13 protein-coding genes are annotated in these 22986 nt (G+C 40.8%); 8 read left to right on the top strand and 5 right to left on the bottom strand.

Annotated features, from left to right (window positions below; genetic code table 11):
- Window positions 1–8 precede the first annotated feature (8 nt).
- Window positions 9–2216: a TonB-dependent receptor gene (locus tag ABJV04_RS08715; protein WP_348491135.1), complete on the bottom strand. Its 2208-nt coding sequence runs from the start codon at window positions 2214–2216 to the stop codon at window positions 9–11.
- A 305-nt stretch (window positions 2217–2521) separates the two neighbouring features.
- Between ABJV04_RS08715 and ABJV04_RS08720 the strand changes: the two genes are divergently transcribed.
- From ABJV04_RS08720 to ABJV04_RS08730, 3 genes are read left to right on the top strand one after another with little or no spacing between them, the layout of a single operon-like run.
- The gene (locus tag ABJV04_RS08720; protein ID WP_348491136.1) at window positions 2522–3484 is read left to right on the top strand and encodes a nucleoside hydrolase; all 963 of its coding nucleotides are present in this window, start codon (window positions 2522–2524) and stop codon (window positions 3482–3484) included.
- A gap of 31 nt (window positions 3485–3515) precedes the next feature.
- The gene (locus ABJV04_RS08725) at window positions 3516–4748 is read left to right on the top strand and encodes a nucleoside transporter C-terminal domain-containing protein (protein WP_348491137.1); all 1233 of its coding nucleotides are present in this window, start codon (window positions 3516–3518) and stop codon (window positions 4746–4748) included.
- Window positions 4749–4775: 27 nt separating this feature from the next.
- Window positions 4776–6341 (top strand): hypothetical protein, encoded by a 1566-nt coding sequence (locus ABJV04_RS08730; RefSeq protein ID WP_348491138.1) that lies wholly within the window; start codon window positions 4776–4778, stop codon window positions 6339–6341.
- A 141-nt stretch (window positions 6342–6482) separates the two neighbouring features.
- Here ABJV04_RS08730 and ABJV04_RS08735 read toward each other — a convergent pair whose 3' ends face one another.
- A complete protein-coding gene (locus tag ABJV04_RS08735; protein ID WP_348491139.1) occupies window positions 6483–7949 on the bottom strand; it encodes a sulfatase-like hydrolase/transferase in 1467 nt (488 codons plus the stop codon).
- 413 nt (window positions 7950–8362) lie between these two features.
- Here ABJV04_RS08735 and ABJV04_RS08740 point away from each other — a divergent pair, with 413 nt between their 5' ends.
- Complete coding sequence (locus ABJV04_RS08740; RefSeq protein WP_348491140.1) at window positions 8363–9859, top strand: CotH kinase family protein; 1497 nt, start codon at window positions 8363–8365, stop codon at window positions 9857–9859.
- A 378-nt stretch (window positions 9860–10237) separates the two neighbouring features.
- Here the strand turns inward: ABJV04_RS08740 and ABJV04_RS08745 are convergent, their stop codons facing one another.
- Window positions 10238–11218: a transposase gene (locus ABJV04_RS08745; protein ID WP_348491141.1), complete on the bottom strand. Its 981-nt coding sequence runs from the start codon at window positions 11216–11218 to the stop codon at window positions 10238–10240.
- A 365-nt stretch (window positions 11219–11583) separates the two neighbouring features.
- Between ABJV04_RS08745 and ABJV04_RS08750 the strand changes: the two genes are divergently transcribed.
- Both ABJV04_RS08750 and ABJV04_RS08755 read left to right on the top strand, forming a co-directional pair.
- On the top strand, window positions 11584–14619 hold the full coding sequence (locus ABJV04_RS08750; protein ID WP_348491142.1) for a TonB-dependent receptor: 3036 nt from the start codon (window positions 11584–11586) through the stop codon (window positions 14617–14619).
- 98 nt (window positions 14620–14717) lie between these two features.
- Window positions 14718–18500, top strand: coding sequence for a VCBS domain-containing protein (locus ABJV04_RS08755; RefSeq protein WP_348491143.1), 3783 nt, complete (start codon window positions 14718–14720; stop codon window positions 18498–18500).
- A 342-nt stretch (window positions 18501–18842) separates the two neighbouring features.
- On the opposite strand, the gene ABJV04_RS08760 is transcribed toward ABJV04_RS08755, so the two are convergent.
- Window positions 18843–19568: a YebC/PmpR family DNA-binding transcriptional regulator gene (locus ABJV04_RS08760; RefSeq protein ID WP_348491144.1), complete on the bottom strand. Its 726-nt coding sequence runs from the start codon at window positions 19566–19568 to the stop codon at window positions 18843–18845.
- 66 nt (window positions 19569–19634) lie between these two features.
- A complete protein-coding gene (gene zapE / locus ABJV04_RS08765; RefSeq protein WP_348491145.1) occupies window positions 19635–20741 on the bottom strand; it encodes a cell division protein ZapE in 1107 nt (368 codons plus the stop codon).
- 110 nt (window positions 20742–20851) lie between these two features.
- Here zapE and ABJV04_RS08770 point away from each other — a divergent pair, with 110 nt between their 5' ends.
- Entirely contained in the window at window positions 20852–21286 is a 435-nt protein-coding gene (locus ABJV04_RS08770) for a DUF1043 family protein (protein ID WP_348491146.1), read from the top strand.
- 258 nt (window positions 21287–21544) lie between these two features.
- Window positions 21545–22909 (top strand): DegQ family serine endoprotease, encoded by a 1365-nt coding sequence (locus ABJV04_RS08775; RefSeq protein WP_348491147.1) that lies wholly within the window; start codon window positions 21545–21547, stop codon window positions 22907–22909.
- Window positions 22910–22986 lie beyond the last annotated feature (77 nt).

The raw sequence follows: 22986 nt of genomic DNA on the forward strand, positions 1-22986 counted from the left end.
TTTAATACTTAATAAAAGTCCATGCGAACTTCAACACCAAAGGTTCTTGGTTCGTTTACAATCGCAGCAAAGTTATTAAAATCTAACGCACCAGTTACTACTTGCTCATCAGTAATATTTCTACCATACAAAGCAATTTCGTAATCAGAATTACTACGGTAAGCTATACGAATACCGCCTTCAAGGGCCTTTTCAGCTGTGTACTCTACAGATTCATAAAGAAATAGACTTGTTTCACTTTTATAAGCCCAATCTGTTATCGCATAAAATTCACCATTTTGAACAGGTACTGAATATTTAGCAGTAAAATTCCCAATCCATTTTGGTGCTTGAGGCAGACTGTTTCCATTAATTCCAGCTATACCTTCGCTGATAATTGGATCTAAAACAGTACAGTTAGGCACTCCACAATGGGGTACTCCTAAGTCATCATCTTGAATTTCAGTATCGTTGTAACTTGCACCAGCAGTTAATAATAAATTTTCTGTCGCTGCAAATTCAAATTCAACTTCAACACCTTGCCCTAAGGTTTTATCCGCGTTTAGCAATCGAGTTTCGTTGTCTTCACCACCTACAGCTGTAAGTTGCTGATCTGTTACTTCAAATCGATAAATGGCACCGTTTAATCGAATTCGGTCATCCAACAAAGTAGTTTTAATACCTGCTTCTATGGATATGAGCTCTTCTGAATCAACAGTAGTAATGAAGGTTGTACTACCTTGAATTGAAGGCGCTCTAAACCCTTTAGCTAAACGACCATATACCATGACATCATCTTGCAACTCATAATTTACGGTTAAATCCCAACTTACTTTGGATACATCAGTGCTATCGCTAAAGCCTTCAGCGACAGGCAAAATCCCGACAGCAGAAAAGTCTTTCTCATCTGAAGAATATCGAGCCCCTGCGATAACTGACAGGTCATCCGCAATATCATAAGTAACACTACCGAAGATACCGTAACTAGTATTATCTTGATTGATATGTACATTCTCAATAATACTGCCTGGTGCGAATACTGAGTCATATGCTAATTCTTCACTATCAATAGTTTCATCAAAGTAGAAGAATCCAGCTTGGAAGTTAAAAACATCCCAATTATTACTCGCTAACCTAAACTCTTGAGTAAATTGTTCAATATCATTATCACCACTTGTTTCAACTGAGAAAGGTACGAATCCTGGCCCATTTTCAGTATCGCAAAAGCCGCAACCGTACCCACCATCAACATCTCCACGAGAGAACATGGTTACATTTTCTATAGCGGTAATTGAAGTGAAGGTTGTTGAATCAAAGTCATAATCAATTCGGATTGAACCACCGTTTTGCTTCACTGTTTGTATGTTTTCACCGTCTTGAAATACTTCTTCACGGTCAAAATCATCAGAAAATCCTTGCGTGCCTTCGTCAATCGCTCCAGCATAAAATATTGCAGCCGTGCCATCTAAATCTCGGTGATGGTAATTAAAAAGCACTTTCATATCAGAAGTTGGTGTCCATAATAATTGCGCTCGCACAGCTACGTCATCATATCCACCGATCGCATCATCTTCACCAGTAAAGCCATTGTCTACGTAATCGTCTCTGGTTTGACTCGTTGCAGATAACCTGCCTGATAATTTTCCATCAATTAGAGCGCCACCTACAGCACCTTCAAGATTCAATTGATTAAATGTACCAACACCAGCTTTAAAATATCCATCGAAATCTTCTGTTGGTTTTTTTGTGTCTAATTTAACAATACCTGCAGGGGTATTACGTCCAAACAGTGTTCCTTGAGGGCCTTTTAGTACTTCTATACGTTCTAGATCGAACGCTGGGAACCCTTTTAGGTTTGGATTAGATTGAACTATTTCATCAACTACAAGCTCCACAGGCTGAGACGCATTAGTACGGAAATCAGTGTTACCAAATCCCCTAATAAAGAAACGAGGATAAGTTCGTCCTAAAGAAGACTCTACAACCACACTAGGAACACGGGCATTCAAAAAACGAATGTCATCACCGGATGAGGTATATATGTTAAGCATTTCTTCATTAACGACGGAAATAGCAATTGGGACTTCTTGTACATTTTCCACCTTCTTTTGAGATGTAACACTTATCACCTCTAATCCCAGCTTTTTTTCTGAGTCACTTTCTTGTGCATGCAATGACAAAGCGACTGCACTTACCACTGCCCCTATCGCAAACTTTTGTAGTTTATTGGTTTTCATATTTTTTCCTAATGGACCTATTTTCTTGAGGCGAAGTAAAACGTTTAATTAAAAATACACTTATTTGAAACTTTGTCAAAGTCTTGTGTCATAAAAAACTCAATGAAATCAGTAATAAAATAGTTAAAATATCGTTAAAATTAAGTACATTTTAACATTTAAACGCTATAAACCCTTTTCCAATAAAAATATTGATAGTTAATTATTTAATTAAACGTTTAATTTAATAATGTACTTTTTTAAGTAATTCTAGGATACTAATTTGGTAATTTGTGCTTATCTGTAAGTGACTGAACGTTAAAAATTTGAGTGAAAATAAATTGAACCACAGTAACCAACCTAAATTTCGAACCTTATTGACTAATTTAGAAATTTCAACAGATTCTAAGGTTCCTGTTGTGATTGATAGCGATGCATTTAATGAAGTGGATGACCAGTTTGCCATAGCTTGGGCTTTGCTAAATCCGGAGCGTTTAGACGTTCAGGCTATATATGCTGCCCCTTATACAAATAGCTTTTTTAGCCAAGCTGAACAATCAAACCGCTGTGTTTCGGATCCTCAAGAAGGCATGCTGCTAAGCTTCGATGAAATCAACAAGGTTATTGGTAAGCTGAAATTAGACAACAGGCCACCGGTATTTAAAGGTTCAACTAAATATTTTTCTGAAGAGCAGCAGCAAAGCGAAGCGGTAACCGACTTAATTAGCCGAGCTTTGAACTGCGATGGAGTGCTTCAGGTAGTGTGCATATCTGCGCCAACTAATATTGTTAATGCGATAGCCTTAGAGCCAAAAATTAAAGATAAAATTCACGTGCTATGGTTAGGAGGACACAGCTTCGACTGGCCGAATACCGAAGAATTTAATTTGATGCAAGATTATAAGGCTAGTAGATTTTTATTAGATTGTGGGGTGTCTCTTACTTTATTTCCTTGCATGGGCACAACCAGTTCGTTGGCAACATCTATTCCTGAGATACAATATTACCTGAATAACACGAGTGAGATAGGAACGTATTTGGCACAACTTGCCCCCACTTTTCCCTGGATTAGCTTTGCATCTCGAAAAGTGATTTGGGATATCGCAAATATTGGTTTTTTAATTAACCCCTCTTGGTTTAGAAGCAACATAGTGTCGTCGCCTATTTTAAATGAAAATTTAACATGGAGTTTTGACTCAACTCGACATCAGATAAGAGTGATTAAATATATCGAGCGCGACTGCTTATTTAAAGATTTGTTTCGGAAATTGATTGATGCAGACAATTAATAGCCATTAAGAACACTAAGAAGGCTCAACTATGCAAATAATCATTCTACTATTAGGCATTGTTACGTTATTTTTGATTGCTCTGTTACTTTCTGAAAATCGTAGTGCCATAAATATCCGCACAGTTCTTGGCGCTTTTGTGATCCAAGCCTCTATCGCAGCTTTTGTATTATACGCTCCTTTTGGACAAGCATTTTTACTGAGTATTTCCAACGTAGTGTCAGGTATTCTTGAATATTCCTCAGAAGGAATTAATTTCTTGTTTGGTGACATTGGACGATTTAAGTCGGGTTTCATTTTCGCTATTCACGTCCTCCCCGTTATTATCTTTGTTTCATCCCTAGTATCTGTTCTCTACTACTTCGGCATAATGCAAAAAATAGTATCTCTTATTGGACTTATTTTTGAAAAGCTCTTAACTACGAGTAAAGCAGAGTCGATGGCTGCTACTTCTAATATATTCGTGGGTAATTCGGATGTTTTTATATTAATGCGACCTTATGTTAGCTCTATGACTAGGTCGGAATTATTTGCCTTAATGACTGGAGGTGTAGCCTCAATAGCCGGTGCAGTGTTAGTTGGTTATGCCAGTATGGGCATCGAAATTAAGTACCTTTTGGCCGCAGCATTTATGTCTGCACCAGGTGGCTTACTTATGGCTAAATTAATATACCCCGAAACAGAACAACCCCAAAAAATAACGAAATTTGAGCATTATGATGAAGAAGATAAGCCTATAAACTTTATAGAGGCTGCTACTCGGGGAGCTTCAAATGGACTTATGCTAGCACTCAATGTTGGAGCAATGCTGTTAGCTTTAATCGCCTTAATTGCCGCTTTTGATGGACTTTTGGGCTGGAGCACGAGTTTATTGGGGATGGATGATATTTCTTTAGAGCTTATTTTCAGTTATATATTTGCACCTTTCGCTTTTCTACTTGGTGTACCTGACTCAGAAATTTTAAATGTTGGTGGTTTAATCGGTCAAAAGTTAGTTTTAAATGAGTTTGTAGCGTACGCAAATTATATCGATATAAAAGCGTCTTTAAGTGAGCATAGCCAAGTAGTCACAACTATTGCTCTGGCCGGATTCGCCAACTTTTCAGCTCCAGCAGTACTTATCGGCGTTTTGGGAACCATGGTTCCAGACAAAAAAAGCTTTATCGCTATGATTGGTTGGAAAGTTATTGCTGCCGGGCTTCTGTCCAATTTAATGAGCGCAGCTTTAGCCGGTCTATTTTTCGCAATATCTAATCTATTTTAACTTACACCCGAATGAGAAGAACGAAATATGCAAACAGCTATTCATAAAGCGCTTAAAATTAATATCATTTGGATATTTATTTTAAGCACTTTCACCGTAAGTCAGGTTAGAGGCAACGAACAAGAGAAAACGCTTAATTATTATTTGGCTTCATTGCTTAATGATCCTGTTCAACTTCGATTATTCTTGCAAAAAATGCCCAAGGGAGCTGACTTACATACACATTTTGACGGTGCAATTTATGCGGAAAGTTATTTGCAGTGGGCAGCCTTAGATAATAAATGTTTCGACTTAGAGCTCCAATCAATAGTCGCAACTTGTGAATCGAATAATCCAAAGGTGATTTCAGCTGAGAAAGTAGTTAACGATGGAACTTTATTTAATGCCGCTATCGACTCACTATCCGTTAGAAATTATCAACTTGGTACTAAAAGTGGTCACCAGCAATTTTTTTCGACTTTTGGACGATTCTCAGCTGCAATTTCTGGTCGAGAGGGGCATATGCTTGCAGAAATTGCGCAACGTGCGGCGAAACAGCATATTACGGCTCTAGAATTACAAGTTGTTTTTGGTATTTTTGAGGCCGCTTCACTAGCGTCAGAGTTTAAACAGAAACCTCTTCCCGATCAGGTAGGGTTAGCAATGCAGCATTCCACTTTAACTGATGCGCGGGAAAAAACCATTGAGCAGGTAGATCTTGCAGAGGCCACAATGCGCTCTATATTAAAGTGCGATAGTCAAACACCCCAACTTGGTTGCGATGTGAAAATCTCCTACTTGTCTACTATCATTAGAGTTTTGCCTGAAGGTTCTATGACACCCCAAGCTGCATTAGCTTTTAGTTTAGTTGACAGTGATGAACGCTTTGTTGGAGTGAATATAGCTGCACCAGAAGATAATTTACAAGCATTGAGTCGATACAAAAGACATATGGAGATATTTGCTTTATTGGCCGAAAATTACCCCAAAGTTGCTAACAAACTATCGTTACATGCTGGAGAGTTAACGCTAGGGCTGGTAGACCCAAAACACCTAACTGACAATATTCATGATGCCGTTTCAATAGCTAAAGCGAAGCGTATCGGCCACGGCACAAGCATTGTGTACGAGTTAGACAAGCATAAAGATTTGTTGAAAAACTTAAAAGAGTCTTCTGTATTAATTGAAATAAACCTAACTAGTAATGAAGTAATTCTTGGCGTGTCACATGAATACCATCCACTGCCTCTTTACTTAGCCAATAATGTACCAGTGGCCTTAAGTACAGATGATGAGGGTATAGCGAGAATTGATTTAACCCATGAATACCAAATTGCAGCTCAAAGGTACAAACTTCCCTATACAACACTAAAATCCCTTTCTCGTAACTCCCTTGAATATAGCTTCTTGAATGGGCTTAGCTTGTTTGAAGACTACCCAAACCTCACTGTTAACTCCAAATGTACCTCACCATCAAGCTCCCTAGAAAGTGAAAGTGATGAGTGCTTTCAGTTTCTGGAAGATAATGACAAAGCAAAATATCAAAAGCAGTTAGAAATTGCTTTCGATAGATTTGAAAGAGATATCATCGAAGATATTCGAGTTTTTCAGTAACAAAGATACTAATAATTCAGTAACTGAACGATGCATTTATAGATGTAAAGCACATTTAACCAGATAACATGGTTAAATGTGCTGAAGAACTATTTTATTATTTTTGTTAATACGTTAAGTATTCAGTTTGAAACAAATGCATTATTGCAATATTTTTTCAGCGCCAGCGTTTGGATAGGGTTGTTGCCAGATTTTTCTACCGGTATGAGTTTCTGTTTCATATTGAGTAAAGAATGATTCAAGTTCTGAGATAAGTAATTTTTCTAAGGCTGCTCTTGGTGCAGGTACATCTCGTATTTCACCCAGAGGATTAGATAAATCATACCAATAGTCTTTAGGTTTATCAGAGTCAGAGCGCTGATAATAACGCACTAACTTCCAATGACCATTAGTGATCATGCGGGCATTACCGCGTTCCGCAAAATGATACGGCTTCCAATCAGCTAACCTTTCTCCCTGCAATAAAGAATTAAATGACTGGCCTGGGCCATAACTTGCTGCTAGGTCTCCTGCTCCAGCAAGGTCTAACACTGTGGCATGTAAATCAATTAGACTGATAAACTCATCTCGTGATTGTTTGAGGCGAAGTCGCTCATTGCCACTATAAACAATCATAGGTACCTTTAAGTTATCCTCGTAAAAATTACTAGGGTTGGTTGCATTGGTTTTACCGTATAAACCATACTGGCCCATCAATAACCCATGATCAGATGTATAAATAACTATTGTGTTTTCCAATAGTTTTCTACTTTCTAAGGCATCAATAATGCGACCAACTTGTTCATCTAGCAACTGCACCGCAGCTAGATACTGAGCGAGCTTTTCTTGGTTGTCTGATGGCACTAAGGTGTATTGACTTCGGTTTTTAATATTAGAAAATCCCCCTGCCCTAATTAGATTGGCGGCTTTATTACGATACTGCTCAACAAGGCGTTCAGGTAGACCTTCAAATGGAGCGTGAGGTTCGACAAAGTTTAGGTTAATAAAAAACGGTTGTTGATCAGATTGATCGACAAATTGAATTGCTTTTTGCGTGAGATACCATGCTTGAACCCCTTGATAATTAACATTTTTACCATTTTCAGAAAATAGTACATTTCCACTATGTTGATATTGATTTTGCCACCCTGCTTCAAGGGCATTATAACTAACCCATTGATCAAACCCCGGTTGAGATACTTTGCTATCGGTTGTTGCATGCCACTTCCCAAATAGCGCTGTTCTATATCCTTGAGTTTTGAGACGTTCAGAGAGCAACACTTCACCCTTTAACCAATTAGCATCATATTTTTTATCTTCGCCTAAAAAGTCATGCACACCATGTTGTGACGGCATCTTACCTGTATGAAAGCTGGCTCTAGCGGGAGAGCAAACAGGTGAAGGCGTAAAGGCGTTATTAAATACAATCCCCTGCTGAGCGATATAGTCTAAGTTAGGAGTGTTGACAACTCCCTCCCCCCCAGACTGCTTTCCCATAGCCCATTTACCTTGGTCATCAGCCATAATGACAATGATATTGGGTTTGTGTTTTATCGCTGCATGAAGCTCATTTGTTTGAAAACTAAAAGTTAAAAACAACACAATGAGAAAAAATACGTAATTATTCAATTAGAATTCCTTAGTTAAAAAACGGGCAGCCGATAAAGGGAACCTTCTAAGCCTAGTTAGCACGACCTAAATTGCTTAGGTTACTATCAAAGCAACATTAAAACAGTATAAACCTTTGATTTTTATAGACATAAAACCAGTTCAAGGTTACAGCAAACTGGCTCTTGATTCTAACTATTAGTTAATAAAAAAGCAGTAATTCAATATTTCGAATGAATGTTTATCGTAACTTTTTAAAAACAAGCTAAAGCGCTAGCTAAGTAGCTTTTTAACAGCGTATTTCCTCATTGTATTCATCTATATTGCACAGTTTCTGCACTTTTGGTTTGTATCCTTGCAGTCTTAATAGATAAAGCGTCCGAATTCAATCATAAATAGTTGAAGGTGATGCTTGCAAAAGCAAAGGATTATTAATGTCTAAACATTTTCATTTAAGCTCTTCTTACTCGTTGAATAGTATTGTAAGACTGAACCTCATCATTATCATCTTAGCGTCTTTGCTATGGTTAACTGCCTGTGGAGGCGGTAACTCAGTAACTGATGACCAAGTTAGCGATGAAGTGGTAGAAGAAGTCGTTGAAGATGATTCGGATGACGCGACTACCGAAATTACTGATACTGATTTTGAAACAACAGACTGGACGGAAGACACCCATAGTAAGGATGTCGACCCTAACTTTGAGGAGGTTTTTGACAACAGCCAAGTCAAACGTCTTGATTTTGTGGTTACCGAAGCCCGTTGGCAAAGTATGCTTGATGATATGACCGCCACCTATGGCGAGTTTGGTCGAAGTTCAGGTGGTAGTGCGTTGGTTGATACGGATGAAAACCCCATATTTGTGCCTGCAGATGTGTATTACGAGGGCACACAATGGTATCGAGTTGGTATCCGCTTTAAAGGTAACTCGTCACTACAAAGTAGTTGGCAGGCGGGAATTTTAAAGCTTTCCTTTAAGTTGGACTTTGACGAATTTGAAGACGACTACCCACAGATAGATAACCAACGTTTTTACGGTTTCAAAAAGCTCAGTTTGAAAAATAACTATGATGATGAATCGCTTTTGCGTGAAAAGGTGGCATCTGATGTGTTTAGACAAGCCGGTTTAGCCGTTTCTAACACCGCCTTTTATACCCTTTATGTTGATCATGGCAATGGTCCAGAATACTTTGGACTCTACACCTTAGTTGAAGAAGTAGACGACACACTTATCGATACCCAGTTCGCCAGTGATGATGGCAATCTATACAAGCCAGAAGACGACGGAGCAAGCTTTGAAGAAGGCTCGTTTAACGAAGAGAACTTTGAGAAAAAGACCAACGAAGATGATGAAGATTGGTCTGATATTCTTGCGTTGTTTGAAGCGCTTCATGACGATACAGCGACTACGGAGCCTGCCACTTGGAGAGAAAATTTAGAAGCTGTTTTCGATGTCGATGGATTTTTAAAATACCTGGCAGTAAACGGTACCATCCAAAATTGGGATACCTATGGCAGAATGCCACATAATTACTATCTATATAACGATCCTGAAACATTGAAGCTAACATGGATCCCTTGGGACAATAACGAAGCGCTGCAGGACGGTAAGCAAGGCGGTTCCTTAAATCTTGATTTTTCTGACCTAGACTCTAACAGTTGGCCGTTAATCGCGAAGCTCTATGCTGACGATGTGTACAGGACTCGCTATAACGATTATTTATTGGAAGTGATCGGTGACGCCTTTAATACTAGTAGCATCCAGGCCACTTATGACATTTATTCAGCGCTAATAGAACCGTACGCAACAACTGAGTTATCAGGCTATTCGTACCTTGAAAGCAGTAGTGATTTCTATTCAGCCATTGAATATCTCAATCAACATGCAGAAAGTCGTGCCGAAGCTGTCGAGACATACCTTGAGAGCCAATAGGATATAACCAACTCTTAGTTTTATCACCCCAGTTCATATTCAACTGAGGTGATAAAGCTAAACACTAACCGCACATTACTAGGGCTTCTTTATGTTTTTAATATGACCCCCATTATCTTCTTTAATATGACACCCATAGTTTTATTGAGACAGCCACCGGATTATCTAGACACCCAAGCTAAGACCCTCTTAGTTTTGACCTCCCCAACACGCCAACGTGACCTAAACAGGGTGTTTTTGTAGGTTGAAAATGGAAGTTGACTGTGAGTTTGAATTACTTTGGTTTTATTTGGCTGTAGTTGTGATTGAGTGCAAATGGCAGACAGCGAGAATCGACACCCAGCGGGATGATTTAATCAAAGTTAGCTATAGAGGTTATCAGGCGTGTTGTAATAACACTCTGGCTTTTGCCATCCCGCGTATTCGCTGATGGCCTGTATGCTGTTTAAATTGTTGCATCATATGTTCACTGCCGACCGCTGAATGAAAATGTTGCTCAAACTCAGTAGTAAGGCTTATCCATTGCTCAGTATTTAATCCAAGGCGTTCTAGAATCGGGCGGTTTTGATTCTCTATGTGACCCATCTTATCGTCTCGAATGCATCTACCTGTGCTATCTATAAGTTCACAGTAATCAATTAAGCTAAACGCAATCCCCTTTGACTTGCTTTGCTTGTGATGACCCACAAAGGGCATCAGGTTTCGAGGTTGCTCTCCTGTGATTAAACACTCTATGCGTTGTTGGATACTGGTGTGCTTTGAGGTTTCAGGTGTTTTTTTCATTTTGGCCCGAATAGGGTTTAGGTCCACATAAGCCATGCAGGCTAGTACCGCGGGTTCATCTAACAATGCTTGGGATTTAAAACGCCCTTCCCAAAACCGTCCAGTGCAATCATCTTCCTTGTTCGCCTCTCGGGCGATGTACTCATTCAGGTTTCGCATAAACCAACTGATATCGTACAATCGTTGACGATAAATTTTAATCGTTTCATTGAGAGTGAATAACTCACTTTCATTAAGCGATTCGCCACGCATAAATCGTTGGCTAACTAAGGTGCCTTTATGTAATTTATGCCAACGAAAAACCACTTCTTTTGACGACCACTTATTGGCTTGTTCTTTATCAACACACAATACGATATGAGTATGATTACTCATCACCGCATACGCACACACATCAATGGCAAAAACAGAAGCTAAATAGAGTAAACGTTGCTCAACCCAGTCTCGTCTATGCTCATAACTTTGCCCCGTCAACTTGTCTTCCCCACACAGAAATGAGCGACGAACACATCGCGAAACACAGTGGTAATAAGGTGTATCAATAAGGCTAATCTGGGATTTACGTGACTGAGGCATAACAAACCATCCTTGGTTGTTTAGGTTAATTAAAGCCTAGAGCATCTGGAAGAAATTACCACACAAACATGGATGTCATATTTAAAAACTATACCAAGTAAATATGGCTGTCTTATTTAAGGGACTTCCAACTTAACATGGGTGTCTTGTTAAAATTTGGTAAACAACGTTACCGGGGAATTGGTAATACAAAAAACATTAAATGTGGTAATACAATCCCTTAGGAATTTGGTAATGCAATTATTAACAATTGGTTGATATATTGGTTCTCATTAAGTATATTGCATTGTAACAATAAGGTAACATCATTATAACAAGCGAACCGCAACCATATGACCGCACTAAAAACCAACGGAGAACTCGATATGTCGTTGATATCAGGGAATAACACCCAATTAGTCCATCAAAAAGAGCTTTTCACACTTACACCAGTCGCAAAATGGATGAAAGCTGCAGTATTTGCTTCTGTAGCTGGCTCATTTGCGTTTTCAGCTTCAGCGCAAAATGCCCCCACTGAAGACGAAATCAATGCAAACGACGTTGAAGTGATTAATGTCGTTGGCACGCGAAAAACAATTCAAGATCAAATTGCCATCAAACGTGAGGCAACCACTGTTGTTGACGGCTTATCTGCTGAAGATATCGGTGATTTGCCAGCTCTTTCAATTGGTGAAGCATTAGAGTCAATTACCGGTGCGGCATCTCACCGTGAAAACGGTGGTGCCACTGAAATCACAATTCGTGGTTTAGGTCCCTTCCTAAGTGCTACTCACATTAATGGTCGTGAAGCGACAAATGGTAGCGGTGACCGCTCGGTTAACTTTTCTCAATTCCCGTCTGAGCTAATGAAAAAAGTAGCGATTTATAAGACCCAAGACGCCTCTATGATAGAAGGTGGTGTAGCTGGTGTTATCACCCTAGAAACCCTCAAGCCTCTCGATTACGGTAAACAACGTTTCCAAGCCGAAGCAAAACTTAATTACAACCCTGACCAAGCAGATGTAGAAAACTCACTGCAAGGAGATTTAGGTTACCGAGGTACAATAAGTTACGTTGACCAATTCGATTTTGATAATGGTGCAGCCGTAGGCGTAACCGTTGGTTGGCAACGACAAGATATCAGCCAACCAGAAGCTGAATACCGCAGTTCAAGCCCCTCAGGTTCATCTTTATGGGCATGTATAAACGACCCAACGAATATGAACGAAGGTTTTTTCCGCAGCGAAGCTGGTGATTGTGAAGATCAAGTGAGCGGTAGCAGTAACCAAGGTTACAATACTGAAATCGACCCAGAAACAGGTCGAGCAATTAGTGCAGATAGTCCATACGCTTGGACAGGCTCTAGCCGTAGCTTCCGTCAAAACGAAACATCTGATGAAAGAGATGCTTTGTTCTTAGGAATACAGTTTCAGCCTACTGAAGCTTGGGATATTAATTTCGACGCGCAAATATCTGATCGCACCCAAGCAGAAGCTCGTCACGACTTAATCTTCTTACAAAAACGTGTTACTCCAGGCATCACCGGCCAAAACCTTATTACCAATAACGTAGGCGGTATTTTACATTGGGAAGGTGAAGAGCGTATTGAGTCTGCTGGTGAGCAATTTTCTCGTGAAGAAAACTATCGTGGATATGGTTTAAACATCGAACATTATGTAACCGATAATCTAACCATTCGTGCCGACGTTTCCTACTCGCAAACTAAACGAGAAGAGCTGCAAATATCTAACCGAGGCAGAACCTCGAACCGACCTTTCTTCTCTTGGGATATGGGTGAACAAATTCCTAACTTTACGATCACCGACTTTGACGTAACTGACATCTCTAATTTTACGGATAGCCTACGTACACGTCTTGACCGTGAAAACGTCCGTGACAATGAAATCACCTCTGCGCGACTTGACTTCGATTATGCATTAAATGACGGCGCTTTCACTAGCGTCCAAGGTGGTCTACGAGTTTCTGAACTCTCATTTATTCAATACGGTGGTAGTAATGGTAACGGCTCTAGAACCGAGGTTAATCTAGATGAAACCGTAACGAATGCAATCGACGTACTTGAAAGTTGTCAAATCGACTTCCCTGAAACCGGCTTCTTATCAGGGGTTTCTGATGGCGATTTGGTTACCAATGTGGATAGTGATGGAAATGTTATTGGCAGCGGTACAGGTTCGTCATGGGCAACCTATGACAACGTGTGTTTCTCTCAAGCTGTAGCCGCTTCTGGCGGTGTGGCATTTGGTTATCCTGATGTTGAGTATGAAAATCAAGGAACTATTGATGTCACAGAAAAAACCACAGCTGCGTACTTTATGGCGAACTATGACACTGAAATGGCGGGTAAATTCATCCGTGGTAACTTTGGTGTTCGAGTAGTAAAAACCGAAGTTACATCTATTGGATTTAGACAAGGTTACATATTTACTCAAGATCCATTAACCGATTTATGGAGCTCTTCAGTAGCTGAGGGGATTGACCGCGCGGTTTCAGAAAGTGACTACACCGAAGTTTTACCGAGCTTTAACTTGGTGGTTGACTACAGTGAAGACATTCTTTTAAGAGCAGGCGTGTATCGTGGTATGTCCCGCGCTGACCCAGCTGACTTAAGTTTTGACCGCACAATCGAAACCAATGACGAAGCTGAAGCATTAACCCGTGAAGAATTATTAACTGGAGTGAATGGTTCTGGTAACCCTACCACCAAACCACTAATGTCTTGGAACTATGACGTTGCGGTAGAGTGGTACCCTAGTGAAGACTCTATTGTTGCCCTAGGTTTCTATTACAAACAATTTAACGGTGGTTTCCAACAACAAACAGAATTAGAGACCTTCACCATTGATGGGGTTGAAGTTGGATTACCTATTACCAACTCTGTCACCACAGATGAAAGCAGTGATTTATACGGTCTAGAAATGTCATTTGCCTACCGTTGGGATAATGGTATTGGGGTTAAGCTTGGTTACAACTACGCAGACTCTGACTACGAGTTCGAAGATAGTCTTTATGGCGATACTTTTGTCACAGATCTTGACGGTGTGACAACTCAATTAACTGAAGGCATCGTTGAACCAGGTAACGTACCTGGATTCTCCGAGCATGTATTTAGTGGTCAGGTGTACTACCAAGTGGGTGATTTTGATACCGCACTTATCTATAAATATCGTAGCGAGTACTTCCAGCCATACACAAGTAACGGCACCAGACTTCGTTATGTTGATGAAGCTGGCGTATGGGAAGCCCGTGCATCTTACAAAATCAACAAACACTTCCGTGTGAAAGTTTCTGCAATTAACTTGTTCAGCGAACCCAAGTCTCAGGACTTCTTTGCAATAGGCAACACGGGTGAAGTGAATGACTACGGTCCTCGTTTATTCGCAGGTGTTAGCTTTAAATATTAATCACGCACAATGCATAGTTAGAACAGACATAACAACTTAACAAACTTGTTTACTAACTATGCATTATAAAAGAACAAAAATTTTCAGGAGTAGAAAGCATGTTTAAGAAAAAACTTTTACCCCTTATTATCGCCACAGCCCTAGTAGGTTGTACTGATGATGATAAGGCGGAGTTAGATGGCAATACTCGCGGAAGTGTCGCAATCGCTGGAAGTGATTTTTTTGCCGGTGCCACACTATCAGCTACAGCTACTGATGCTGATGGCATTGCTGGCTCTGTCACTTATGCTTGGTCAACAGGCGCGACGGGCGATACATACACGATTACTGAAGCAGATGAAGGTTCTGTCATCTCGGTTTCTGCCGTTTATACAGATAACGCCGGTTTCACCGAAGGTGTAGGTGCATCAACCCCAGTTATAAATCCAACTTTAAACGTCAACGCTAATGTAGTGAAGGGCCCTGTAAGTGGCGCAAGCTGCGACATATTTGCAATAGATGACAGCGGTGTAGCTGTTACGCCTGCGCAAGCGTCAGCAATGACTACAGATACAGGTGGCGTGACCTTTAGTGATGTTCACTTTGAAGGAAACGGTCTTGTATCATGTTCTGGTGGTACTTATACCGACGAATCAACAGGCGAGACCTTAACTGCACCCACATTGAGATCAGTTGTCAATGTAGTTGAAAATATAATTGATGAAAAAGGTGATATCCAACCACCACCAACTTATGTTGTGTCGCCGTTAACGGAAATGGCAGTTCAATCAGCAGCTGCTGATTTGACCGCTTTTGCAAGCGCAATTGATATCATTAACACTCGTTTTGGCATTCGTTTCGATGTGACAGAAGTGGCACCGACTACAGTCGGCGTTGATGCTCTTGGCGCAGATGGTGCTGAAAATGCCGACAGATACGGTTCTGTTTTAGCCCTAATATCTCAGCTAGATGCCGACAATACTGACGAAGATTTGGCTGCGATTTTAACCGACCTTGCTACAGACATAGCCGACGGTTCATATTCTGAGGCCAATTTAGACGCCTTTGAAATGGCGCAAACCAATCTACAAACCACCTCTGAAGTTGCTGCCGATGTTGATACCAGCCTACTAGATATAATAGGTGCGTCAGTTGGTTACAATACCGAGCCGGTTGCAGCAATCATAGGCGGTGAATTAAGTGCTACTGTACAAAATACAGAAACTGACCCTTATACGGCGACGGTAACTGTTACAGACCCGAACTTTGAAGAAGATGCCTTTGTGGCGCAAACAGGTGTAGTGCTCGATTACGGTACATTCAGCCTTACTGCTGAAGGTGACTGGACATATTCAGTTGACACAACAAACGACACTGTTGCTAGCCTAGAAGTTGGCAACTCAGTTAAAGATATAATCACTATCGAATCAATTGATGGCACCACTGCTGAAATTGAAGTTCGAGTGGCAGCTCTAACCCAAGTGGTCAAAATTTCTGACACTGGTGACGATACTGGTGAAATTAGATTTGGCGTCGATAATTTACGTCAAGGTAAGCTCAGCGCTTCATTCGCTAAAGAAGTTGCCCTAGGTAGCGACGGTAACAACAAAGATGCGTATATAACACTTTATGGTTCTTCAGGTAGCTCTGGTGAATCTTTAATCGATTTACGCATTCAAGGAAGTCAAACTGACGGTGACGGCAATCCTATAGATCCGCGCTTTTTCGTTCGTAACACCGACAGTGACGCCTACCCTGGAATCATGATCACGGCTCCCTTCGTTGAAGAGCAATTTTATGATGTGGAAATTGCTTGGGATCTAGATGCTGATGAGCAATTAACAGTCTCTATAGACGGTGAAGTTATTGGTGGTGGTTCATTCTCAACCGCGGCCGTTGTTGACTCAGATTTCACTGATTTAGACCAATGGTTTGCAGACGGTGTACAAGTCATCCAATTTAGATTTGGAGATAACGACAGAACCATACCTTTCGGTTCCTACTATGTAGATAACATTGCAGTCTATTCAGATACCGATGGCACACAAAGTGTGTTTGCAGATGACTTTGAAAATTATGATATAGGCGAAACTTTAGATGGTGATAGCAGCCTTTACGGTTTAGCGATTTACTCAGAAGTGGCGGTTTTTGATATTGGCGAAGGTTCTGGGGAACCTACACCTGCAGCTTTCTTTGATTTAACTGCAACACTTCCAAGTGATACGACTGCTGATCTAACGGGAACAGTAAGCGTTATTGACCCTGATGCTGGCGAAGCCTTTATCGCTGAATCTACGATTGTGGGTACTTATGGCGTATTAACAATATTGGAAGATGGTTCTTGGACTTACACCTTAGATACTGCTGACCCAACTATTGCCGCCCTTGAAGTTGGCCAACGTGAAACGGATACCATCACCATTGCATCTATTGATGGCACTACCGCAGAACTTGTCATCACTATCACTGGCACCATAGTAGTCGATACAGGATCAGACAAAGCAGTTAAAATCACTGACTCTTCCTCTGAAGATGCGGGCGAATTAAGATATAAGCCTGATAATGCGATTTTGAAAGGTAGAATGACGGCCACAGTGCACAGAGAAGCTGGCGCCAAGGCTGAAAGTTCCTCTAAAGATGCGCAAATCGCCATATTTGGTTCTAGTACCAGTACCAGTAACGCAATAGCCTACATCAGCTTAGATATTAGTGGTGATGACTATGACCTACGAGCTGATGGTTCTTCTAGTGGTGGCGGTTCAACTCCTGGATTCTCAGAAGGACAAGATATTGATTTCGAAATATCTTGGGATGCCACAGATGCAAGCGACACTGTAGCACCTTTGGTCACCGTCACTATCGATGGGCAAGTAGCCTTCGAAGGTCAGTTCTCCTCACCTGGTGCAGACCTTTCTGCAATAAAAGATGGCGTGCAAACTGTGTTTTTCCGAATCGGTGGTACCAGTGACGTGACCGCATTTGGTTTGATTGTTGATGACTTTGCCCTTTACTCATCAGACTCAGGTACAGAGGTTGAAGTATTTAGCGACAATTTTGAAAGCTATACGGTGGGTAACTCCTTAGATCCAAATGCAGATACTGCGGATACCGCACCAATAGCAGATGCAATTGTTGAAGCTGATACGCCATACAATAGCAACTCATTTGAAGCCTTTGTTGTTGAAACCGGCAGTACAGTGGAGAACAGCAAGTTTGCCATCATCACTGACTCTTCTAGTGAAGACGCTGGCGAATTAAGATATAAGCCTGATAATGCGATTGTGAAAGGTAGAATGACGGCCACAGTGCAAAGAGAAACTGGTGCCAAGGCTGAAAGTTCATCTAAAGATGCGCAAATCGCCATATTTGGCTCTAGTACCAGTACCAGTAACGCAATAGCCTACATCAGCTTAGATATTAGTGGTGATGATTATGACCTTCGTGCTGATGGCTCTTCTAGTGGTGGTGGTTCAACTCCTGGATTCTCAGAAGGACAAGATATTGATTTCGAAATATCTTGGGATGCCACAGATGCAAGCGACACAGTGGCACCTTTGGTCACCGTCACTATCGATGGGCAAGTAGCCTTTGAAGGTCAGTTCTCCTCACCTGGTGCAGACCTTTCTGCAATAAAAGATGGCGTGCAAACTGTGTTTTTCCGAATCGGTGGAACCAGTGACGTAACCGCATTTGGTTTGATGGTTGATGACTTTACCCTTTACTCATCAGACTCAGGCTCTGAGGTTTCAGTATTTACCGACAATTTTGAAAACTATACCGTGGGTAACTCCTTAGATCCAAATGCAGATACTGCGGATACCGCACCAATAGCAGATGCAATTGTTGAAGCCAATACGCCATACAATAGCAACTCATTTGAAGTGGTAGTGGGAGAGAGATAGCATTTGAGGGTGAGCTCCCCTCAACTCTTGATAAAATGAAAGACCGACGGTAACCCCGTCGGTCTTTTTTATTTCTGCACTGAATTTACATTCTATTTTATAGATAGAAGCGTTATACATTAACTAATTCGTGGCGGTTAATAGGATTCATTCGGGGATGTCTAAACGTTTTTTTATCCAGCTTTTTCCATAAAAGGAGTAAGCATTCTAATAAAGCTGAATATTAATAGAACAGCGTAGCTTGAAAACAAAAATGCCCTCTTGAATAAGAGGGCATTTAATATTTTATTTACTAATAAAAACCTTAGTCACAATTATTCACTAAGGTCTATAAAGTGAGCATTAATCTCGTTCAACTACCGCATTATGATAAACATGTTGCACATCATCGCAGTCTTCTAGCATATCCATAAATTTATCGAACACAGCTACGTCTTCACCGCTAACGCTTGATTCTGTTTGTGGGATAAAGGTAATTTCTTCAGCCTCAAATTGAATCTCTGGGTTGTCATCGGTTAATGCAGTACGGGTGCTGTTAAACTCTGTGTGGGGAGCGTAAACGGTAACAATACCATCTTCACACTCAACTTCTGTTACATCAACATCCGCTTCCATTAATACTTCTAACACAGCATCTTCATCGTCGCCTTTGAATGCAAATACGGCTTGATGATCAAACATATGTCCGACAGTTCCTTCAACACCCAATTTTGAGCCTGTTTTAGTAAAACAATTGCGTACATCGGTGATCGTTCGATTATGGTTATCTGTGAGACAATCAACAATAACCATACAACCGCCGGGGCCAAAACCTTCATATCGAGCAGGAACGTAATCTTCACCTGCACCGCCCATGGCTTTATCAATCGCTTTATCAATAACGTGACTTGGCACTTGGTCTTTTTTGGCTTTATCAATTAATCGTCGTAACGATAAATTGGCCTGCGGGTCAGTTCCACCGTTTTTAGCGACAACATAAATTTCTTTACCATACTTAGAGTAAACTTTGGTTTTTGCTCCGGCTGTTTTTGCCATAGAGACTTTACGAACTTCGAACTTTCTTCCCATTGTATTTGAGCTCTTTTAATCTGACATTAATATCGTATTCAGTGAATTCTACCTAGAGTAGTGGGTCTAGGGCAAATGTTGTGTTGCTAAATAGTCGTGAGACTGCATTTCTTTTAAGCGACTCAAGCAACGTTGAAACTCAAAATTCAGTTGCCCTTGACTGTAAAGTTGCTCCATGGGAACAGCTGCAGAAATGATTAATTTAACATTTCGCTCGTAAAATTCGTCAACCATTGCAATGAATCGTCGAGCGACGTCATCAATCTCTTTGCCCATCTGTTCTACATTGGCGAGCAACACCGTATGGTAACATTGACTTAGTTCCATATAGTCATTTTGACTTCGAGGGCCATCACATAAGGCCCTAAACTCAAACATAACAATACCGTCGGCATCTTTCAAAGACGGGATTTTACGCCCTTCAATTTCAATATCTCGCTTTATTCCACCAATATCAGGAGCTAGTTGGGCGAAATACTTGTCTAGGTTTTGATTGGCGACTTTATCCAGTGGGTAATGATAAATTTCAGCTTGCTCCAAGGTCCGCATTCGGTAATCCACTCCCGAGTCTACGTTGACGATTCGACAGTTTTGGTTTATCAACTCAATGGCGGGTAAGAATCTAGCGCGCTGCAAACCATTGCGGTACAGTTCATCGGGAATAATATTGGAAGTGGCAACTAAACAAATACCGCGAGCAAATAGCTCTTCCATCAAAGTTCCCAAAATCATGGCATCCGTAATGTCTGACACAAAAAATTCATCAAAACAGATAACTTTGGTTTCTTTGGCAAAAATATTGGCCACCGTTTTCAACGGATCACTCTTGCCACCCAAGGATTTTAGCTCTTCGTGCACACGATGCATAAATCGGTGAAAGTGAATACGCATTTTATTTTTGAACGGGAGACACTCATAAAAAGTATCTACTAGATAGGTTTTACCACGGCCTACACCACCCCAAAAATAGACGCCTTGGATGCTTGGTTTGTGCATCCCTTTACCAAACTTACTGGCAAGTTTTACTCGCCAAGTCAGTTTTTTTCTAGGCTGTGTTAATTCTTCAAAAAGTCGTTGTAATTCTTTTACCGCATTTTCCTGAGCGGCATCGAAATGAAATTCAGGGTCTTTAAGATCCTGTTGGTATTTTTCCCAAGGCGTTTTCATATACATCCGCTAATATTAAAAATTGTTACTAAATCATCTTGATCAAAAAAAAATTGTCCGCATAGTTTGCTAAGCGAGTATGATTAAGTAAAGCATTAATATAATTTGGAGACATTATGGACTGGATAGTCGGGTTATTGCTATTGGTTGTAGGCATGATTTTTGGTTTTTTTATATCAAAATTCTTTGTTGAACGAAAATTAGCGCAGCAAACTTCGAAACAAGATGAGAATACTGCGAAAGAAATTATGGCGCAAAACGCTTCTGATCACATCAACCAAACTCGCGATATTGTGACGGCTTTGCAAAATCAATGTGAAGGTTTATCTGAACAGTTAGATGCGTTTGAAAGTGCAATGGAAAGAAGTCAGTCGGATGACGACGATAAGCTTACCTATTTTGGCGAACAGGCTTCGGTTTACATTGGTCACCAACAATCTAAACATAAACGTAAGTCGGAAAACACCGAGTTTCAACCCAAAGACTTTTCGGGTGAGCGAACAGGATTGTTCACTGACGCAAAAAATAAGCAAGTCGTCGACGAGAAGTAATTAAATCTGAACTTTGCACACCATTGTAAGGTCATTTGATTAAATGACCTGAACTAGGGATAGGTAGGGTAACTCGATATTTACCTTTTGCGATTAGCAATGTGATTATTGATACCGTTTTCTTAGGATTTATGAAGCTATCCAACATAATTGGTGAACGTGAATACCAATAGCTGTTCAGGTAACGCTTCTTATCCCGAGTTTAGGTTAACTACATTAATTTGATTTTTAGTTGAATACTTTGGAGACAAATCTACGATGAAAAAAGTTGTTAATCGTTTAGTACTTACCACCGCTATTATTGTTGGGACAGCTTCCTTTGGTATGTCGGCTAACGCCGCATTGCCATTCTTCTCTTCAGATAAAAATGAAGTGCCGACACTAGCGCCCATGTTAGAAGAAACTACCCCTGCTATTGTCAGTATCGCAGTGGAAGGTACTCAAGTGTCTAGGCAACGAGTCCCAGAAATGTTCCGACACTTTTTTGGTGGTTCCGATGAACAAGTTCAGGAAAGACCATTTAAAGGTTTGGGCTCCGGCGTCATTATTGATGCAAAGTTAGGCTACGTAGTCACTAACAATCACGTGGTCGACAATGCCAACGAGATTACCGTTAAACTAACAGACGGAAGAGAGCTAAAAGCGAAGAAATTGGGGGCTGATGCGCAAAGTGATATCGCTTTACTGCAAATTGAAGCTGAAGATTTACAAGCGGTTCCGTTAGCTAACTCTGATAAATTACGAGTGGGCGACTTTGTTGTTGCTATTGGTAACCCCTTTGGTCTAAATCAAACTGTTACATCGGGTATCGTCAGTGCATTGGGCCGTTCAGGTCTGAATATTGGCGGTTACGAAGACTTTATTCAAACTGATGCTGCGATTAACCGAGGAAACTCAGGTGGTGCTTTGGTAAATCTTCGTGGCGAATTGATTGGTATCAACACTGCGATTTTCGGACCTAATGGCGGCAACGTAGGTATCGGTTTCGCAATACCTAGCAACATGATGAAAAGCTTAGTAGATCAAATTATTGAATTCGGTGAAGTTCGTCGTGGCTTGCTCGGTGTAATTGGCCAAGATGTCGATGCCGGATTAGCCGATGCGATGAACCTTGATGTTAATAAAGGCGCTTTCGTAAGTGAAGTCAGCCCAGATTCAGCAGCCGAAAAAGGTGGTATTGAGTCAGGTGATATTATCACTCACATCAACGGCTTAGCTGTGAGCAGCTTCCAAGAGTTACGTGCCAAAATAGGCACCATGGGAGCAGGTTCTGAAGTTGAATTAACCATTATGAGAAAAGGTAAATCCAAAGATATTGAAGTTACCTTAGGTGATGCCACTGGTGCAGTAGTTGCCGCGCGGGAAATTCACCCAGCGCTGGAAGGCGCAACCCTAACAAACGGAAAAACTGCGCGAGGGAATGATGGCGTGGTTATCTCTGAGATTCAAAATCGCTCACCGGCTGCTAGTATCGGCCTGCAAGATGGAGATGTCATAGTGGGTGTGAATAGAGCCAGAGTTACCACTGTGGCCGATTTACGAAGACAAATGGATGAATCTGAAGGCGTAATTGCGCTTAATGTTCAACGCGGAAAAACCTCGTTGTATTTAGTCATCCGTTAATCGGTGTAAATAATTTTAGGCATAACAGCCAATAAATCTGCGGCTGTTATGCTTTTATCCACCTAAGATACCTACCA

This window comes from Aliiglaciecola sp., assembly GCF_039982535.1.
In the GTDB taxonomy this organism is placed as follows: domain Bacteria; phylum Pseudomonadota; class Gammaproteobacteria; order Enterobacterales; family Alteromonadaceae; genus Aliiglaciecola.

What these genes read in the sequence shown, in the direction of transcription:
- ABJV04_RS08715 (WP_348491135.1), bottom strand. Translation starts at nt 2,216, where the DNA reads ATGAAAACCAATAAACTACAAAAGTTTGCGATAGGGGCAGTGGTAAGT.
- ABJV04_RS08725 (WP_348491137.1), top strand. Translation starts at nt 3,516, where the DNA reads ATGCAAATAATCATTCTACTATTAGGCATTGTTACGTTATTTTTGATT.
- ABJV04_RS08730 (WP_348491138.1), top strand. Translation starts at nt 4,776, where the DNA reads ATGCAAACAGCTATTCATAAAGCGCTTAAAATTAATATCATTTGGATA.
- ABJV04_RS08740 (WP_348491140.1), top strand. Translation starts at nt 8,363, where the DNA reads ATGTCTAAACATTTTCATTTAAGCTCTTCTTACTCGTTGAATAGTATT.
- ABJV04_RS08745 (WP_348491141.1), bottom strand. Translation starts at nt 11,218, where the DNA reads ATGCCTCAGTCACGTAAATCCCAGATTAGCCTTATTGATACACCTTAT.
- ABJV04_RS08750 (WP_348491142.1), top strand. Translation starts at nt 11,584, where the DNA reads ATGTCGTTGATATCAGGGAATAACACCCAATTAGTCCATCAAAAAGAG.
- ABJV04_RS08755 (WP_348491143.1), top strand. Translation starts at nt 14,718, where the DNA reads ATGTTTAAGAAAAAACTTTTACCCCTTATTATCGCCACAGCCCTAGTA.
- ABJV04_RS08760 (WP_348491144.1), bottom strand. Translation starts at nt 19,568, where the DNA reads ATGGGAAGAAAGTTCGAAGTTCGTAAAGTCTCTATGGCAAAAACAGCC.
- zapE (WP_348491145.1), bottom strand. Translation starts at nt 20,741, where the DNA reads ATGTATATGAAAACGCCTTGGGAAAAATACCAACAGGATCTTAAAGAC.
- ABJV04_RS08770 (WP_348491146.1), top strand. Translation starts at nt 20,852, where the DNA reads ATGGACTGGATAGTCGGGTTATTGCTATTGGTTGTAGGCATGATTTTT.
- ABJV04_RS08775 (WP_348491147.1), top strand. Translation starts at nt 21,545, where the DNA reads ATGAAAAAAGTTGTTAATCGTTTAGTACTTACCACCGCTATTATTGTT.